The following is a 16,302-nucleotide window of genomic DNA, read 5'->3' as shown; positions in this document are numbered from 1 at the left end:
GTCGCCCCGACTGGCACGCCGCGACCGTCGCCGCCGTGAGCGCCGAGAGCCCGACCGCGCGCCGTCTGGTGCTCGACGTCCCGACGTGGCCGGGCAACGACCCCGGGCAGCACCTCGACCTGCGGCTCACGGCCGAGGACGGCTACCAGGCCACCCGCTCGTACTCCGTGGCGTCCGCCGGTGACGACCCGAGCGTGACCCTGGCGGTCGACCGGGTCGACGACGGTGAGGTCTCCCCCTTCCTGGTCGACGCGATCGAGGTCGGCGACGCCCTCGAGGTCCACGGCCCCCTCGGCGGGTGGTTCGTGTGGCGGCCGTCCTCGGAGTCGACACGTCCCGTGCAGCTCATCGCGGGCGGGTCCGGGATCGTGCCGCTCGTGGCGATGGTCACGGCGCACGCCGAGGCCGACGACCCGACGCCCTTCCGGCTCCTCTACGCCGTCCGCACCCCCGAGGACGTCTTCTTCCGGCCGGAGCTCGACGCCGCCCGCGCCGCGTCGGCCCCGCTCGACGTCACCGTCGTGTACAGCCGCACGGCACCGGCCGACGCGACCGTCCCGGCGGGTCGGCTCACGAAGGACGCCCTGGCCGCGGCGGTGCTGCCCCCGGAGGACGGCGCCCTGGTCTACGTGTGCGGGTCGACGCCGTTCGTCGAACAGGTCCTCCGGTGGCTCGGCGAGCTCGGGCACGACGTGGCGGACGTCCGCGCGGAACGGTTCGGAGGCAGCTGATGACCCTGCTCGACGGCAACGCCCTGGCCGGTGACCTGACCGACGTGCTCGGAGAAGACCCCACGACGGCACGGCTGCGCTGCACCGGGTGCGGGTCGCTCGGGTCCCTCGGCGAGACCCGGGTGTACCGCACGGCGATGGGGTCGGTCGCCCGGTGCCACGGCTGCGACACGGTGCTCGTCACGGTGGTGTCGGACGGGGTCCGGCGTCGCGTCGGGCTGCCGGGGGTCCGAGCGGCGTCGATCGCCTGATGTGCGTCACCAGCTCGCTTGACGGCGGGTACGCGCTTGCCTGACGGCCCTGGAACCAGAAAACCCCGACCGAGGTCGGGGTTGTCCAGGGGCCGGGTGGAGCCGGTTGTTCCCGAGCGGATGACGAGATTCGAACTCGCGACCCTCACCTTGGCAAGGTGATGCGCTACCACTGCGCCACATCCGCATGCGCTGCCTGACGGCCGCGCTCGGATGACGATACCAGTGTTCAGGGGTGCCGCCGTCGCACGGCCGGTGCCGGGCGTGTCCGTGTTGGATGGGGTGCATGAGCGACTTCGTGAAGGAAGTACCGGCGCACCGCCCGGACGAGCCCGACGCACACGGCGTGGACCTGGTGGACGGCGACGAACCGGCGGTGCGGATCCTGGTCCGTGGTCTCCTGCCCGCCACCCTCGAGCACGACGGCCGCACCTGGGCTGCGACGGACGAACGTCACGACGCCGGGGACGCCCCGGCGATCGCGGTCTACCGCCCGGCCTGAGCCAGGGTCGTCCCGGCTCAGGGCCGCGCGCTCAGAGCCCGGCTCGGGGTTCTGCGTCCTGCCGGACCCCGGCGGCGACGGCGACGGCGCGGACCCGGTCGGTGAGCTCCTCACCGCGGAGGGTCTTCGGGAAGCCCACGACCGTCCGGTAGACCGGCAGGTCGACCGCCGTCCACTGCCCGGTGTCGACGAGGACCCGCAGGGCGTCGACGGTGCCGAACGCGTACCGGCCGGCTGCCGAGGTCTCGCCGTTGCCGACCGACCGCACCGCGGACCGTGGGATGCCGAGCAGCAGGCGCGGGGTGCTCCCCCCGACGTACAGGCCGAGGCCCTGGTGGTCGGCGACGAGCGTGGCGAGACCCCGGCGTGGGACGTCACCGTCGGGCGTGGTCCCGAGCATCGCCGCGGTCCGACGGATCTCCACCACGAGGTCGCGCTTCAGCTGGACCGGAGCCAGGTGTGCGCCGGGGTGCAGCTGCGACAGGGCCGTCTCCCGCTGCCGGGTCCTGGCGTTCTGGATCCCCAGGATGATCTGCAGGACGATGAAGATGCCGGCCGCGTAGAGCGCCAGCGTGCCGATGACCCCCGCCGTCGACATGCCCTGCTCGTGCTCACGCCAGGCGAGGAACCCGAAGCGCAGCACCAGGTACCCCCCGACCACGAGCATCGTGATGAGTCCCCCGCGGCGGCCACTGCTGTTCCCGTTCCCCATCCTCGACACCCTAGGTCGCACGGCGCCGACGGACGCGCATCCTGCACGGGCTCTCAACCGCGGTCTGTCGGCGGCCACGCCACGCACGGCGAGCACCTGGTCGCGCCTCAGCGGTGGGAAGGCCTGACCGTGCTGACCCGCAGGTCCTCGAACGTGCTGGTGAACCCGGACCCGCCGAGCGAGATCAGCCCCACGCGGGGGCTGTCCCCGAGGTCGGCCGTCCACGTCCCACCGCGGACAAAGTGTCGGCCGTCGGCGCTCGTGTACGCGGTGTACTGCCCCTCGCCCGCCACGGTGCGGTGGACGATCCGGAGCGTCGTCGTGTCACCGACCGGGCCGACGACCATGTTGCCGTAGGTGGGTGCTCCTGCCGGCTGCCCGGACACCTGCTTGCCGAACTCCGTCTGCCGCGTGTTGAAGATCGAGTTCGACACGAGCCGGACGTAGTTGCCGTCGTCGCCGTACACGATCAGGCCGCCCTGGACGTAGTTCACGCCGTCGCCGGTGGCCGGGGTGTCGACCGCGACCGTCGTCTGCAGCACCCAGTCCCCGCGCGGTGCCGGCTCGGTGAGCACGGACGCGAGCGGCGTCTGCGGCGGGTGCAGGTCCGCGGCCTGGGTCTGCCAGCGGAACGTGCTGTCCCCGACGGAGTACGTCGAGGCATCGGGCTCGCGCGTCCACGTCAGCTGGGACGGCAGCGTCGAGCCGTCGAACCCGGTCGAGGCCGAGCGGATCAGCCGTCCCGGTTCGTCCACGGGCGCGCTGGTCGCTCGGTAGGTCGGTCGCTGCCCGGGCTGTGCGACCGGCCCCGGCTGCACGGTGTCGGACGGGCCCGCTCCCCCGCGGACGACGGGCCAGCCGCCCTGCCAGTCCAGCGGGTCGATGAGCACGGGACGCTTCGTGTAGGTCGCCTGTCCCGCGTAGTACGGGTCGTTGCGGTCCACGGCGTGGTAGATGATCCAGTCCTGCCCCGCGTAGTCCGTCACCACGGTGTCGTGGCCGGTGCCCACCCAGCGGTTGCCGTTCTGGGCGAGCAGGGGCGAGCCTCCGACCCGGGTGCTGGTGATCGCGACCCCGTCGCGGTCGACGAAGGGCCCCAGCGGGCTGCGCGACCGGGCGACGAAGACGCCGTAGCCCGTGAGCGAGCCGGCGCAGCAGTTCGTCGCCGACCCCATGAAGTACCACCACCCGGCGTGGCGCATCAGGTAGGCGCCCTCGTAGCGGTTGTCGATCGCGATCTGCCGCTCGCTCGTCGGGTCGGAGCGGAGCCCGTCGGCGCTCAGCGTCCGGACGTTCACGCCGCCGAAGTAGCTGCCGAAGTACAGGTAGGTGGTGCCGCGGTCGGTGATGACCTCGGGGTCGAACTCCCACCGGTCCCCGCCGGTCGGCCCTGAGCGCGGTGCCACGACCGGCGCTCCCGAGTCCGTCCACGGGCCCGTCGGGCTCGAGCTCGTCGCCACGCCGACGGCCGATCCGCCGCCGGTCGGACCCGTCGCACTCGGGGTGTCCGAGGCGGCGTAGTACAGGTACCAGGTCCCCGCGCGCCCGTGCGAGCCAGCGCGGTACACGACTTCCGGCGCCCAGATGCCGTTCGCGTCCCCGACCCACGCGGGCTTCGCGCTGAACGCGTCGCCGACGTAGGTCCAGTTCGTGAGGTCCGTCGACCGGTACGTCGGCACCGTGTGCTGCACGAGCGTGCCGTCGGGGTTCTTCTCCGTCGCCGAGAGGGCGTCGGTCGTGCAGTACAGGTACCAGTTCCGGTCGCGCCCGACACCGTGGATCGCGGTCGGGTCGGCGCAGCTCGCGGCCGTCTCCCCGTCCGGCAGGCGGAGCGCCATCGGGTTCTGGTGCGTCGGGGCGGAGTGAGCGCCGCGCGAGGCGATCGACGCTGCGGTGCCGGTGCCGGTGCCGGTGCTGGTGCTGGTGGTGCTGGTCGTGGTCGTTGCGGTGGTGGTCGCGCTGACGGCGGGTGCCGCCACGGCTGCAGCCGGGAGGCCCGGGGTCGCGACCCCAGCCAGTGTCGCGACCGCGATCAGTGCGGTGAGTGTTCGGCGCACAGGGGTCTCGCTCTCTCTCGTCGTTGAGGAGGTGCTTGGACACCGCACGGTGGCGGCGCTGCTGGGCGCGAGCGTACGCCCCGGCCGCAGCGACGACCAGGCGCACTGCGTCCTCCGACCCGGCGCTCCTCCTCGCCGCGCGGAACCACCCGCAACGCGCGGTTGCACCCATGACGCCCGCGATGGGAAGCGGTATCGCGCGTTGGTGGTGGGAACGAACGACCTCCCACGCGCGATCCGACCTGCCGAGCACGGGTCGACGCACCACGCGCGCAACGACCTCCAACGCTCGATCCCACCTGCCGAGCGCGGGCCGACGCACCACGCGCGGAACGACCTCCTACGCGCGGAACGACCTCCTACGCGCGATCCCACCTGCCGCGCGCGGGACGACGCACCACGCGCGGAACGACCCGCAACGCGCGATTCGACCTGCGGAGCGCGGGACGACGCAGCACGCGCGACCTCGCCCGCGAGCGCGGAACAACCCGCAACGCGCGGTGTCACCCATGACGCCCGCGGTGGGAAGCGGTATCGCGCGTTGGTGGTGGGAACGAACGACCTCCCACGCGCGATCCCACCTGCGCAGCACGGGACGACGGACCACGCGGTGAACGACCTCCTAGGCGCGATTCGACCTGCGGAGCGCGGGACGACGCGGCACGCGCGGGAGGACCTGCTGCGGCCGCGGCGGGACGTCGTCCCACTCCCCCCACCCCCGGGCGGCGGACGACGGAGTTCGTCCGGAGGCCTGACGGATCCGGTTGGCTCGGCCCGAGGTTCGCGGACCGGATTCGTCAGCGCGGAAAACGGGATCGGGTGTCCCGTCGCGATGACCCTCGAGTCAGACCCGAAGCGCCTCCGCGCCTGTCGACTCGCGAACGGGTACGGACTCGGGCGTCGGCACGACGACGGGGAGCGTGAGGACGAACGTCGTGTCCTCGCCGGGCGGGCAGAGCAGGTCCCCGCCGTGCGCTCGAGCGATGCCCCGGGCGATGGGCAGCCCGAGCCCGGCACCACCGCTCCGGTCGTCCCGCGCAGCGTCGAGCCGCACGAGCCGGTCGAACACGCGCTCGCGGTCGACCTCCGGGATCCCGGGACCGTCGTCGGTCACGCGCACGACCCCGTGCCCGTCCGCCGAGGTGACGACCACGGTGACGGCGCCGCTCCCGCCCGTGGCCCGCGCCGCGTTCTCGAGCAGGTTGCCGAGGACCTGCGCGAGCCGGTCGTCGTCGCCGGGGACAGTGACGGGACCGTCGGGCTCCACGACCTCGACCCGGAGCGCCGGGGCCCGGAGGAGGGCTCGCGACGCCTCGAGTCGGGCGACGGCACCGAGGTCCACGGGCGCCAGGTCGAGTTCGAGCCCGCGGTCGACCCGTGCCATGAGGAGCATGTCGTCGACGAGGCGTCCGGCACGCCCCGCCTGCCGGACGACGTGGACGGCGAGGTCCTCGCGTTCCGAGGGGTCGAGCGGCGTCCGCACGAGGGTGTCCGCCGCGGCACGGATGCCGGCGACCGGGGTGCGGAGCTCGTGTGCGGCGTCGGAGAGGAACGCGCGCATCCGGGCCTCGGCGGCGAGGGCCTGGTGCTCGGCGCCCTCGACGGCGTCGAGCATCTCGTCGAAGGCCACCGCCACGCGGCCGATCTCGGTGTCACGGCGAGCCGGGCGGAGGCGTCGTCCCCGGTCGCCGTGCGCGATCGACCTCGCCGCCTGCGTCATCGTGTCGAGCGGCCGCATCGTGCGCCGCACCACGAGGACCAGCCCGCCCGCGGCGACGAGCAGGAACACGGCGGAGGCGCCGAGCATCACCCAGCGGAGTTCGCCGAGGACCTCGTCGACCGACCCCGTCCCCGCGGTCAGCCGGATCGTCGAACCGTCACTCAGTCGGGAGACCAGCGTCACGAGCCGCCCCTCCTCGCGCACCGTGGAGGACGTGATCCTGACCTGCCCGGCCGCGGTCGTGGAGCCGGCCGCCCCGTCGGCGGTGGCCGACCCGCTGGCTGGTGTCGAGCCTCCCGGCCCGGCCGGACCGGACAGTCCCGGCGGCTCTGGCGGACCCTTCCGGAGCTGCTCCGGGGTGGGGCCGGCCTCGACCGAACCGCCGTCGCTCGTGGTGATCGTGACGGCGAGGCCCTGCATGGACAGGCGGTCGGCCAGGTCGTCCGCGTCCACGGTGCCCACGAGCGCGGCGGCCGCGGATGCCCGGTCGCGCAGGCGGTCCTCGATCTGGGTGCGGAGGCGCTCGCCGAGCGTCGCCTGCACCGCGACGGACAGCAGGCCGAGGAGCACCGCGAGCAGCACCAGCACGGCCACCACCGTCCGCGCGCGCAGTGACCCCGTCCGGAGCGGCCCGCTGCTCATGCGGCCACCGCGCTCATGCGGTACCCGAGCCCTCGGACCGTGTGGATGAGCCGAGGCCCGTGGGCCTCCATCTTCCGGCGGACGGCGCTGAGGTGGACCTCGACGAGGTTCGGGTCGACGCTGTCGTACCCCCACACCTGCGTCAGGATCTGCGTCTTGGAGAGCGTGCGCCCCCGGCTCTCGGCCAGGAACGCGAGCAGCCGGAACTCCGTCGCGGTGAGCTCGAGCGTGACCCCGGCGCGGCGGACCACGGCGGCGTCCGGGTCGAGCACCAGGTCCGCGACCTCGACCACGGACGGGATCCGGCCCCGGCGCCGCAGCACGGCCGTGACCCGCGCGACGAGCTCGGCCATCGCGAACGGCTTCACCACGTAGTCGTCAGCGCCCTCGGCGAAGCCGCGCAGCCGGTCGTCGACCTCGTCCCGTGCGGTGAGCATCACGATGGCGGCGTCGGACGTGGTCCGCACCCGGCCGGCGAGCTGGATGCCGCTCGCACCGGGCAGCATCCAGTCGAGGACCACCAGGTCGGGCACGAACCGGGCGAGGTCCCGCTGCAGGGCGTCCCCGTCGGGCGCGTCGAGGACCACGAGCCCCTCGTCACGGAGGGAACGAGCCACGGACAGGCGGATGGTCTCGTCGTCGTCGATGAGCAGGACGCGGGCAGGGGTGGACACGGCGGACACGGTGGTCGATCCGGCAATCACCGAGCATGGAGCCACCTGTGCAGCACCTGGGCTTCAGTCCTGCTTCAGATTCGACTTCGACCGTGGTCGTCACCGGCAGGACCGCCGGACCGGCACACCGCCGGACGACGAACTGGAGCGACCATGACCACGAACCACGACCACCACGACGACGACGCCGACCCGACCCGCGAGTACCCCCGCGACGGCTTCGGCCGTGACGCCCAGCCGACCGAGCAGTTCGCCGCGACCTCCGAGCACCAGCCGGGAGGCTCGGCCTCCGTTGCGTCGTCGGCCGCCGGCAGCGAGCGGGGTCGCCGGCAGGGCCTTCGTCGCCGACTCGGGATCGGCGCGGCCGTCGTCGCGGTGCTGATCGGCGGGGTCGGCGTCACCGCGGCGGTCGCCGCGGGCAGCGACGGCGGGGGCAGCAGTGCGATGGGGGCGCCGACCGGTGCTCCTTCCGGAGTGCCGAGTGGGGCACCAACTGGGGCACCGAGTGGAGCTCCCACCGGGGCTCCGACTGATGGCCCGGCCGCCGGAGGGCCGGCCGCGGGAGGGCCGGCCGCGGGAGGGCCGGCCGCGGGCGATGCCGCTGGTGGTCCTGCCGCCGGTGGTCCCGGCGCGACGTGCGGACCGGCCGGTGCGCCGCGTGGCGACGCGGCGCCGAAGCCGGGCGCAGCTGCTCCGGCCGCTCCGAAGGACGGGAGGGACGCGCCGGAGCCGCCGAAGCCGGGCAAGGACGCCCCGAAGCCGAGCGACGCGCCGTCGGCCCCGACCGAGTCCCCGACGTCCGGGTCCTGACCCGGGTCAGTACCAGTCGACGCTGCGCCGGAAGTGCCCGACGAGCACGGGCTTGCCGGCTCGTCGGGCCGCGACCATCGCGAGGTCGATCGCCTCGCGGCGGCCGGCCCGGGAGTCCTCGAACGGCGTCGGGTACGCCGGGTCGTCCGCCGACGCCTCCAGCAGAGGCCACAGGTCGTAGCCGGGCGTGGTGGACACCCTGCCGACCTCCACGATCGCGGCCCGTGGCTCCGTCGCCCAGGTGGTGACGCGGCCGTCGGGCTGCACGACCGCGACCTTCTGCCACACACCGAGTGCCAGTCGACCGTTCTGGATCTGGCCGCCCTCGTGCGTGACCCGCAGGATGTGGTCGGGATCGGGATGGCAGCCGCTCACCTGCGAGTTGCCCGTGACGTAGTACTGCACGGTGGGCGTCTCGTCGAAGAGGTCGGTGCCGTCCGTCGGCCAGTCGGCGTGGTCGCGGTACCGGTCCGTGTCGGCGAACAGCCGGTCGAACTGCTCGGGCGTCGGTCGGGATCGCATGCCGGAACGCTACCGGCGCCCGGCATCGCGCCGCTCGAACCAGCTGTCAGCCTGGTCCAGCTCAGCCTCGGACAGGAGCAGCCGGACCCGCGGCGAGCGGTCCCGGCCCGAGCAGTCGCGTCGTCCAGTCGGCGAGTGCGGCGACCGCGCGGCGGGAGACGACCGCGTGCGGCACCATGCTGGTGAACCCGTGGAAGGCCCCGGGCCAGACGTGCAGCTCGGCGTCGACCCCGGCAGCCCAGAGGCGGCTGGCGAAGGCGACGGTCTCGTCGCGGAACACCTCGGCGCTGCCACAGTCCAGGTAGGTGGGCGGCATCCCGCGCAGATCGGTCGCGCGTGCCGGTGCCGCGTGGATGGAGACCTCACCGTCGCGGTGGTCGCCGAGGTACGCGTCCCAGCCGAACCGGGTCATCGCCCGGTCGGCCACGCCGATGCCGTCGATCTGGTGGGTGGACGTCGTCGAGTCGCTGTCGTCGAGCATCGGCGAGACCAGGACCTGGGCGTGGACAGCGGGCCCGCCACGGTCCCGGGCGAGGAGCGCCGTCCCCGCGGCCAGGCCTCCGCCGGCACTCTGTCCGACGAGCACGATGCGTGTCGGGTCGATCCCGAGCTCCTCGGCGTGGTCGGCGGTCCAGACGAGTCCGGCGTAGCAGTCCTCCACCGGCACCGGGTCCGGGTGCTCCGGCGCCAGACGGTAGTCGATGCTCAGCAGGACCACGTCGTGGGTCAGCAGCCAGTCGTCGTAGGACTCGAGGTTGCCGAGGTGGTGCCCGAACATCATCCCCCCGCCGTGGATGGTGAAGAACGCCGGAGCTGTGCCCGTCCGACCGATGCGCTGGATGACCGCGAGGGCGATCGTCGTGCCGTCGTCGACGGGCACACGAACCGACCGGCGTTCGAGGCCGCGTTGCCGGAGCCGGTCGTCGAGTTCGGCTTCGGACACGTCCAGCGCTCGCATCGCCGGCAGCATCTCGCGTGTGAGCACGAACGGCCCGCGCGCATGGAGACGGTCGAGGAACCCCTGCAGCTCGGGGTCGAACGGGGGACGGGACATCGTGTCGGTCACGGCACACTCCTGGTGATCCAGAAGTGGCGGTCCACCCGGACCACGTGTCGCCGCGGCTGACGACAGCCGCGTTTTTCCCTCGCGCCGACGATACCTCACTGGAAGGCAAGCAGGCGCGAACCGCCGTGAGTCTCACTAGACCGACCCGGCTGTGTCCCGGGACACAGTTCGTCCTCGCGGCTGATGTGCGGGGCCGATCGCGGGGGCAGAGTGAGCCGTGGGATGGGGAATCCGGTCGACCGCGACCGCTGCCGTGGGGGCAGCGGTCGCGGCACGCCTCTCGTGGTCCGCCCGGACCGGGTCAGCCGTTCCAGGCGTCGCGGACGGCGTCGCTCAGACGTGTCCGGGTGTCGTTCCGCTCCGACTCCGACCGGAGCGCGTCGACGCCCAGGGTGCCGTCCCGCAGGGTGAGCTCCGCCCACGTCTCGGAGGGCTGCCCTGCCAGACGCACCTGCAACGCGGTCCCGCTCGGCACGACCGGCTTCAGCGCCGCGACGAGGGCCGGAGCGTCCTCCGCCGTCGGCAGCGTGACCGTGACGGAGGCGTTCGCGTCGGACAGGGACACGCGAGCGGGCAGGAACCCCGTGAGCTGGCGACCCACCGTGACCGAGTCGCCGAACCGCGACGCCGAGCCGCTCAGCAGCAAGCCGTCCTCCCCGCGGTCCTCGAGCGCGGCCTTCGACGAGCCGACCTCGAGGGTCTGGACCGGTGCCGTCGGGGACGCGGCGACGAGCGTCGCCGCAGCGCTGAGCGCGTTGTCGGTCCCGTCGGCGGTGACCGTCACCAGAGCCGGCCCCCTCAGGACGATCGCGGAGACTCCCGGACGGTCGATGGTGCGGGCGAGGCGGTTCGCTTCGCCGTACTCGCCAGGGTCGGCCTTCTCGCCGGCGTCGCCGGAGTCGTCGGTGGTGATGATGCCGCCGTCGACGAGCGCCACGGTGTCCGGTGCTGCCCGCTTGATCAGCGCAGCGGCATCGTCGATGTCCGCGCCGTCGGCGAGGTGGACGTGGATGCGTCCGGGCTGGACGGAGGCGCTGGTCACCGAGTGCGCCGCGCTCACCGCCCGGTACGCGGCGACCTCGGCGGACGGGTCACCGTGGACGTCCTCGACACGGCTGTCGGCGTTGGAGATGCTGGAGTCGGGGTTGTGCCGGCTGAGCGTGCTCTTCTCGGGCTTGTTCCAGGCTGCGGCCGTCAGTGAGACGTCCTTCCACCCCGCCGCGGCGGCGACCTCCCGCACCGCGTCCCAGCCGCGGACGAGGTCCGACGGGCGCTCGACGTCGAGCTGGATCGAGGAACTCCCCCGGCCGGACGCGTCCGGAGCGCTGACGCTGCCGCCGAGCCAGTGCCCACCCGAGCGGAGGTCGTCGACGACGCCGAGGACCTCCTTGCTCTCCGACGCGTGCCGGCCGACGAAGAACCCGAACCCGTCCGCTTCGACGCGTGCCGAGTACGACACGGAGGCTCCGGTGTGCTGCACTGCCCACCGGCCGACCGCGTCCGTGACGGTCTGCAGCTTCGTGTCCGACAGGTCGTCGTCGGTGACGACGAACGCCGTGACGGTGCCGGCGAACGGGAGGTTGTTCGTCCCCAGGCCGGAGACCGACCGCACGCCGTCGATCTTCGCCAGCGCCTGCTCCGCCTTCAGCGCGCCGGCCGAACCAGCGTCGACGTGGACCGAACAGCCGCTGACCATCAACACGGTAGCGACCCCCACAGCGGTCAGCACCGTCACCGAACGTGTCCGTCGTCTCCCCCAGAGCATGGCGGGAGCGTAACGCAGTCGTCTGACCGGACCAGACGGCCGTCCTGGAGGCTCGGTGGCGGACCCGGACCGAGCCTCCCGGCCCTGCCTGGTCGCCTCCACCACCGACCACGCGGTCAGCGCTGAACGGGAGCCGCGTCGCGCCACGATCAGCTCACTCCAGCCGCCGGCGCGGTGGGTGTGCGCCCCGCGTTCGCCGTCGGTCAGCGAGCCCGTGCCCGCTCGTCTGCGTCGACGAGCACCACGGCCGTCTTGGTCCCCCGGCCGTCGAGGCCGAGGAACAGGGTCACGCCCGCGCTCCGTGGTCGCCGTCGAGGGGGTGGATGACGACGCCCCGGACGACGCGGTTCACCGAGCCGTCGGGGAAGGGGTTGTCGGGCGTGCACCCGAGCCGCACGGAGGCGTGCAGGGCGAGGAGCTGCGCGACGGCGACGAGTGCGACGGCGCGGAGACCGTCGTCGAGTCCGTCCACCTCGGGGAAGGCGAGGTCGAGGTCCGACACTGGGGCACCCTCCAGCCCGTCGGCGCCGACGACCACCACCTGACCGGGCCGGTCGGCTCGGAGTTCGCGGACGATGTCGTCGTCGTAGCGCCGCACCGTCGGGTCGGCCGACCGGAGGACGACCACGACCGTCTCGTCGTCGAGCACGGCCTTCGGACCGTGCCGGAACCCGAGCGGGGTGTCGTGGAACGCCGCGATGCCGCCGGCGGTCAGTTCGAGCGTCTTCAGCGCGGACTCCTCGGCCAGCCCGGCGAGGGTGCCACCGCCCAGGAAGACGATGCGCCTCGGCGACACGTCGAGGATGCGCTGGAGGGTGTCCTCGGCACCGAGTGCCCGCTCCCCCGACGCGACGACCCGGTCGAGCGCGGCGGCGTCCGACGGGACGAACGCCAGGAGGGCGGCGAGCAGCATGCTGGAGAAGCTCGACGTCATCGCGAAGCCGGTGTCGTTCGTCTGCGGCGGCATCACGAGCACGAACGAGTCCGCGCGGTCGCGGTGTGCGACGGCAAGCGCACCGGACGGGTCGCACGTGACGACGAGGTGGTGGGCGACGGGTGCCAACGCGTCCACGAGCTCCGTCGCTGCGGCGCTCTCCGGGGAGTTGCCCGACCGGGCGAACGAGACGAGCAGGACGGGGAGGTCCTCGGCGAGCAGGGTCCGCGGTGCCGCGACGATGTCGGTGCTCGCCACGGCGTCGAAGCGGCGGCCGGACCGACCGCGGAGCGACTCGGCGGCGATGCGGCCGACGAACGCCGAGGTGCCTGCACCGGTGAAGACCACGCGGGTGCGCGGGTCCTCCAGTGCTCGGCCGAGGAAGGCGTCGAGGTCCTCCCGTGCCCGGTCGAGGAGCACGGCGAGGTCGCGCCATGCCTGCGGCTGCTGGTGGATCTCGCCGCGGGTGGAGCTGGCGGGGATGGTGACGTCTGCGGTCACGGTCTTCCTTTCCGGTGGTGGCGGGTGGCGGGAATCGTGGGCGCTCAGCCCTTGAGGCCCGCCGACGCCATGGTCGCGACGAACTGCTTCTGGGCGACCAGGAACAGCAGGATGAGCGGGAGCGTCGCGACGACGTTCCCCGCCATGAGCAACGACCAGTCGGTCCGCCGGGACCCCTGGAAGTTGGTGAGGCCGAGCTGGAGCGTGAAGGCGTGGTCGTTGTTGATGGCCACGAGCGGCCAGACCAGGTCGTTCCACGAGCCGAGCAGGGTGAAGATCGCCAGGGTCGCCAGGGCCGGGCGAGCCAGTGGCAGCACGATGCGGAAGAAGACCTGCAGCCGGGTGCAGCCGTCGATCATGCCCGCTTCCTCGAGCTCCGCCGGCAGCGACAGGAAGAACTGGCGCATCAGGAAGATGCCGAACGCGGATGCGAGCCACGGGACGATCGCCGCGCCGAGGTGGTCGACCAGGTGGAGGCGGGCGAACATGACGTACGTCGGGATCATCAGCAGCTGCGACGGGATCATGATCGTCGCCAGGATCGCGAGGAAGCCGAAGGTGCGCCCCGGGAACCGCAGCCGCGCGAAGCCGTAGCCGGCCAGCGAGCAGAGGACGAGGTGCGAGACGATCGCCGACGCCGAGACGATCACCGTGTTGAGCAGCCAGTGCAGGATGTCCGAGTCGGCGAAGAGCCGCGCGTACCCGCCGAGGGTGAACTGCGTCGGGAGGAAGGACGGCGGGAACCTGTTGATCTCCGACGCTGGTTCGACGGACGTCAGGAACATCTCGACGAACGGCAGCAGGAAGAGCAGCGACACCGGCAGGAGCAGCAGGTGCCAGGGGCTGAAGGGCCAGCCGCGCCGGCGGCGGACGGCGCCGTCCGACCGGGACGACACGAGGGCGCCCTGCCGGAGCGGGGTGTCGAGGACCTGGGTCTCGGTGGACATCAGAAGGAGCTCCTTCCCGCGCGGCGCTGCACGAGCGTGACGACGACGGTGGCGACGAGCGTGGCGAAGAACATCCCGTAGGCGATCGCCGAGCCGTACCCGAACTGGAGGTTCTGGAACGCGGTCTTCCAGAGGTAGTAGACGATCGTCTGCGTGGCGTCGAGGGGCCCGCCGCGGGTGGTCGCGTAGACGAGGTCGAAGAGCTGCACGGCCTGGAGGGTCTGGTAGATCGCGACGAACGCGGTGACCGGGCCGAGGTGCGGCCAGACCACCCGCCAGAACGTCTGCCAGGCGTTCGCGCCGTCGATCCGGGCCGCCTCGATCACGTCTCCCGGGACGTCCTGCAACGCCGCGAGGTAGATGACGGTCGTGAACGCGGCCTGGCCCCAGAGCGACATGATGACGATCACGAGCATGGCCTCGCCGCGGTCCTCCAACCAGCCCTGCTGTGGCAGGTGCAGGACCCGCAGCACGTTGTTCACGATGCCGAACTGCGGGCTGAAGAGGTACGTGGTCAGGATGCCGGTGGCGGCTGCCGACGCGACGAACGGCACGAATATCGCGGTGCGGTAGAGCCCGATGAAGCGGATGCGTCGGTTCAGGGCGACTGCGAGCGCCAGTCCGAGCAGCAACGAGGCCGGCACGAACAGCACGGTGTAGAGGACCGTGTGCACGACGGCGGCGCGGACGCCCTCGTCGGTCACCAGGTCGGCGTAGTTCTGCCCACCGATGAACGTCGCCGGGCTGAAGCCGTCCCAGCTCTGGAACGACAGCACCAGGGCCCACACGCCGGGGAAGACGGTGAGTCCGAGGACGATGAGGAGCGCGGGGCCGACGAAGCCCCACCCGGCGAGTCCTTCGCGGACGGACGCGGCGGACCGACGGCGACGTCGGGCCTTCCCCGGGTCGTCCGGGCGCTTCGCGGGTTCGGTGGGGCGGAGTGCGAACGTGGTCATGGGTCCTCCTAGCCTTGGCGGAGTGCCTTGTCGGCGGCGACGCTCGCCTGCCGGAGTGCGGTCTTCGGGTCGCCCTCGCCCTGGAGGACGTGTGCGACGGCGTTGCCGAACGCCTCGGACAGGCCGTTGTAGCCCGGGACGGTCGGCCTGGTCTGCTTCGCGTTCGCGGAGTTCGCCTGCATGGCGTCGAGCCCGGGGAGCGCCTTCGCCTGCTTCCGGAACGCCTCGCTCGTCGCCTCACTGGAGCGCAGCGGCAGGTTGCCCACGGCGACGTTGAAGCGTTCGTCCTGCTCCTTCGCCGTCAGCCACTTCGTGAACTCCGTCGCCCAGTGCGCGCGGTTCACGTCGTGGTTGTCGAAGAGGGTCCAGAGGTCGGGCCCGGACACGGTCTGGTGGTCGCCGTCGGTCCCCGGGAGCTGGACGACGCCGTAGGAGGTGCCGGCGGTCTTCAGCGCGGAGAGCTCCCACGGTCCGGAGGTGATCATGCCGATCCGGTCGCTCTCGAACAGCTGCGCGAACTTCGTGTCCGTCTGGTCGAGGTAGACGCTCTTGTCCTTGACGGCCATGTCGCGGAGGGAACCGAGCGACTTCACCCCGGCCGGGGAGTCGAACGCGGCCCGCTTGCCGTCCTTCGACAGGATCGAGCCGCCGTCCTGCCAGAGGTGCGGCCACATCTGCCAGGTGGTCTCCTCGCTGCCGGACACCGAGTACCCGTAGCCGAACGTGTTGCTGTCCTTGTCGGTGAGCTGCTTCGCGGCCTTCCGGAAGTCCGCCCACGTCCAGTCAGCCGTCGGGTACGCGACGTGGGCGCGGTCGAAGACCGTCGTGTTGTACAGCAGCGAGATGTTGTCCACCACCGCCGGGAACCCGATGACCTTGCCACCCGTCGGCTGCGCGGTGTTGCGCGCGGCGGCGGTGAACTCGTCCCAGTGCACGCCCGGCTCGGCGACCGTGTCCCGGAGGTCGAGCGTGCGGTCCGACCGCTCGAGCTGGCTCGCCCAGGACCCGAAGGTGTACGAGATGTCGGGCGAGTCGTTGCCCGCGAAGGACGCCGCGAGCTTCTGCAGGAGCTCGTCCGTCGACGAGGCACCCGGGGACATGTCGATCGTCACGTTCGGGTGCGCGCGCTCGTACTCGTCGACCAGGGCCTGCAGCAGCTTCTCGGCCTGGTCGCTCTGCCCGGACCACATCGTGAGGTGCACGGGCGCGGACGTGTCGAGCGTGGTCGCGCCCGGGGTGGCGCAGCCGGCGAGTGCCGACGCGGTCACCGCCAGGACGGCGGCCGCCCCGATCCACCGTGCGCGCCGGCGACGGCCGGCCGCGGCCCGGCGGGTTCCTGTTCTGGTCACTGCGGACTCCTTCGTCATCGCGTCAGAGGAGGTCGGCCAGCAGCCGTCGCGGGAACACGACACTGCCGGCGCGGATGGAGGCGACACGGGTCATGCTCAGGAATCCTGGAACCTCAGGGGTGAATCGACCAGCATTGCGAGCGAAACGATCAGAATGACTGAC

Annotated in this window: 15 protein-coding genes and 1 tRNA gene; 4 read left to right on the top strand and 12 right to left on the bottom strand. The window is 72.5% G+C overall.

The window, feature by feature from the left end; all coding sequences use genetic code 11:
• Together OXR63_RS08955 and OXR63_RS08950 are read left to right on the top strand one after the other, a co-directional pair.
• The coding region (locus OXR63_RS08955; protein ID WP_276589242.1) for a ferredoxin reductase at positions 1-731 on the top strand (731 nt) is incomplete at its 5' end.
• On the top strand, positions 731-982 hold the full coding sequence (locus OXR63_RS08950) for a DUF6510 family protein (protein ID WP_267422076.1): 252 nt from the start codon (positions 731-733) through the stop codon (positions 980-982). The genes OXR63_RS08955 and OXR63_RS08950, both read left to right, overlap by 1 nt.
• A 115-nt stretch (positions 983-1,097) precedes the next feature.
• Here OXR63_RS08950 and OXR63_RS08945 read toward each other — a convergent pair.
• Positions 1,098-1,169 (bottom strand) — tRNA-Gly (locus tag OXR63_RS08945).
• 99 nt (positions 1,170-1,268) lie between these two features.
• Here OXR63_RS08945 and OXR63_RS08940 point away from each other — a divergent pair.
• Positions 1,269-1,484, top strand: a complete 216-nt coding sequence (locus OXR63_RS08940; RefSeq protein WP_267422074.1) for a hypothetical protein — start codon at positions 1,269-1,271, stop codon at positions 1,482-1,484.
• A gap of 31 nt (positions 1,485-1,515) precedes the next feature.
• Here OXR63_RS08940 and OXR63_RS08935 read toward each other — a convergent pair whose 3' ends face one another.
• The 4 genes from OXR63_RS08935 to OXR63_RS08920 all read right to left on the bottom strand — a co-directional run bounded on the left by OXR63_RS08935 (position 1,516) and on the right by OXR63_RS08920 (position 7,289).
• Positions 1,516-2,196, bottom strand: a complete 681-nt coding sequence (locus OXR63_RS08935; protein WP_267422073.1) for a hypothetical protein — start codon at positions 2,194-2,196, stop codon at positions 1,516-1,518.
• Between the two features lie 107 nt (positions 2,197-2,303).
• A complete protein-coding gene (locus OXR63_RS08930; RefSeq protein WP_267422072.1) occupies positions 2,304-4,175 on the bottom strand; it encodes a family 43 glycosylhydrolase in 1,872 nt (623 codons plus the stop codon).
• A 922-nt stretch (positions 4,176-5,097) separates the two neighbouring features.
• Entirely contained in the window at positions 5,098-6,615 is a 1,518-nt protein-coding gene (locus OXR63_RS08925; RefSeq protein ID WP_267422071.1) for a sensor histidine kinase, read from the bottom strand.
• Positions 6,612-7,289, bottom strand: a complete 678-nt coding sequence (locus OXR63_RS08920; RefSeq protein WP_267422070.1) for a response regulator — start codon at positions 7,287-7,289, stop codon at positions 6,612-6,614. The genes OXR63_RS08925 and OXR63_RS08920 overlap by 4 nt, the downstream gene beginning before the upstream one ends.
• A 153-nt stretch (positions 7,290-7,442) precedes the next feature.
• Between OXR63_RS08920 and OXR63_RS08915 the strand changes: the two genes are divergently transcribed.
• Complete coding sequence (locus tag OXR63_RS08915; RefSeq protein ID WP_267422069.1) at positions 7,443-8,099, top strand: hypothetical protein; 657 nt, start codon at positions 7,443-7,445, stop codon at positions 8,097-8,099.
• 6 nt (positions 8,100-8,105) lie between these two features.
• Here the strand turns inward: OXR63_RS08915 and OXR63_RS08910 are convergent, their stop codons facing one another.
• The 7 genes from OXR63_RS08910 to OXR63_RS08880 form a co-directional block, all read right to left on the bottom strand.
• The gene (locus tag OXR63_RS08910) at positions 8,106-8,621 is read right to left on the bottom strand and encodes a hypothetical protein (RefSeq protein WP_267422068.1); all 516 of its coding nucleotides are present in this window, start codon (positions 8,619-8,621) and stop codon (positions 8,106-8,108) included.
• Positions 8,622-8,682: 61 nt separating this feature from the next.
• Entirely contained in the window at positions 8,683-9,687 is a 1,005-nt protein-coding gene (locus OXR63_RS08905) for an alpha/beta hydrolase (RefSeq protein ID WP_267422067.1), read from the bottom strand.
• Between the two features lie 301 nt (positions 9,688-9,988).
• Positions 9,989-11,383 (bottom strand): hypothetical protein, encoded by a 1,395-nt coding sequence (locus OXR63_RS08900; protein WP_267422066.1) that lies wholly within the window; start codon positions 11,381-11,383, stop codon positions 9,989-9,991.
• 355 nt (positions 11,384-11,738) lie between these two features.
• Positions 11,739-12,887, bottom strand: a complete 1,149-nt coding sequence (locus tag OXR63_RS08895) for an SIS domain-containing protein (protein ID WP_267422065.1) — start codon at positions 12,885-12,887, stop codon at positions 11,739-11,741.
• A 44-nt stretch (positions 12,888-12,931) separates the two neighbouring features.
• A complete protein-coding gene (locus tag OXR63_RS08890; RefSeq protein WP_267422062.1) occupies positions 12,932-13,834 on the bottom strand; it encodes a carbohydrate ABC transporter permease in 903 nt (300 codons plus the stop codon).
• Positions 13,834-14,790 carry a carbohydrate ABC transporter permease gene (locus tag OXR63_RS08885; protein ID WP_267422060.1) on the bottom strand — a complete coding sequence of 319 codons (957 nt, stop codon included), beginning with the start codon at positions 14,788-14,790 and terminating at the stop codon, positions 13,834-13,836. The genes OXR63_RS08890 and OXR63_RS08885 overlap by 1 nt, the downstream gene beginning before the upstream one ends.
• An 8-nt stretch (positions 14,791-14,798) precedes the next feature.
• Entirely contained in the window at positions 14,799-16,139 is a 1,341-nt protein-coding gene (locus tag OXR63_RS08880; protein WP_267422058.1) for an extracellular solute-binding protein, read from the bottom strand.
• Positions 16,140-16,302: the final 163 nt, after the last annotated feature.

It is taken from the genome of Curtobacterium sp. GC_Cur_3 (genome assembly GCF_026544205.1).
In the GTDB taxonomy this organism is placed as follows: Bacteria; Actinomycetota; Actinomycetes; order Actinomycetales; family Microbacteriaceae; genus Curtobacterium.
Note: the sequence above shows the minus strand (reverse complement) of the source record. Positions and strands in the feature narration are given on the sequence as shown.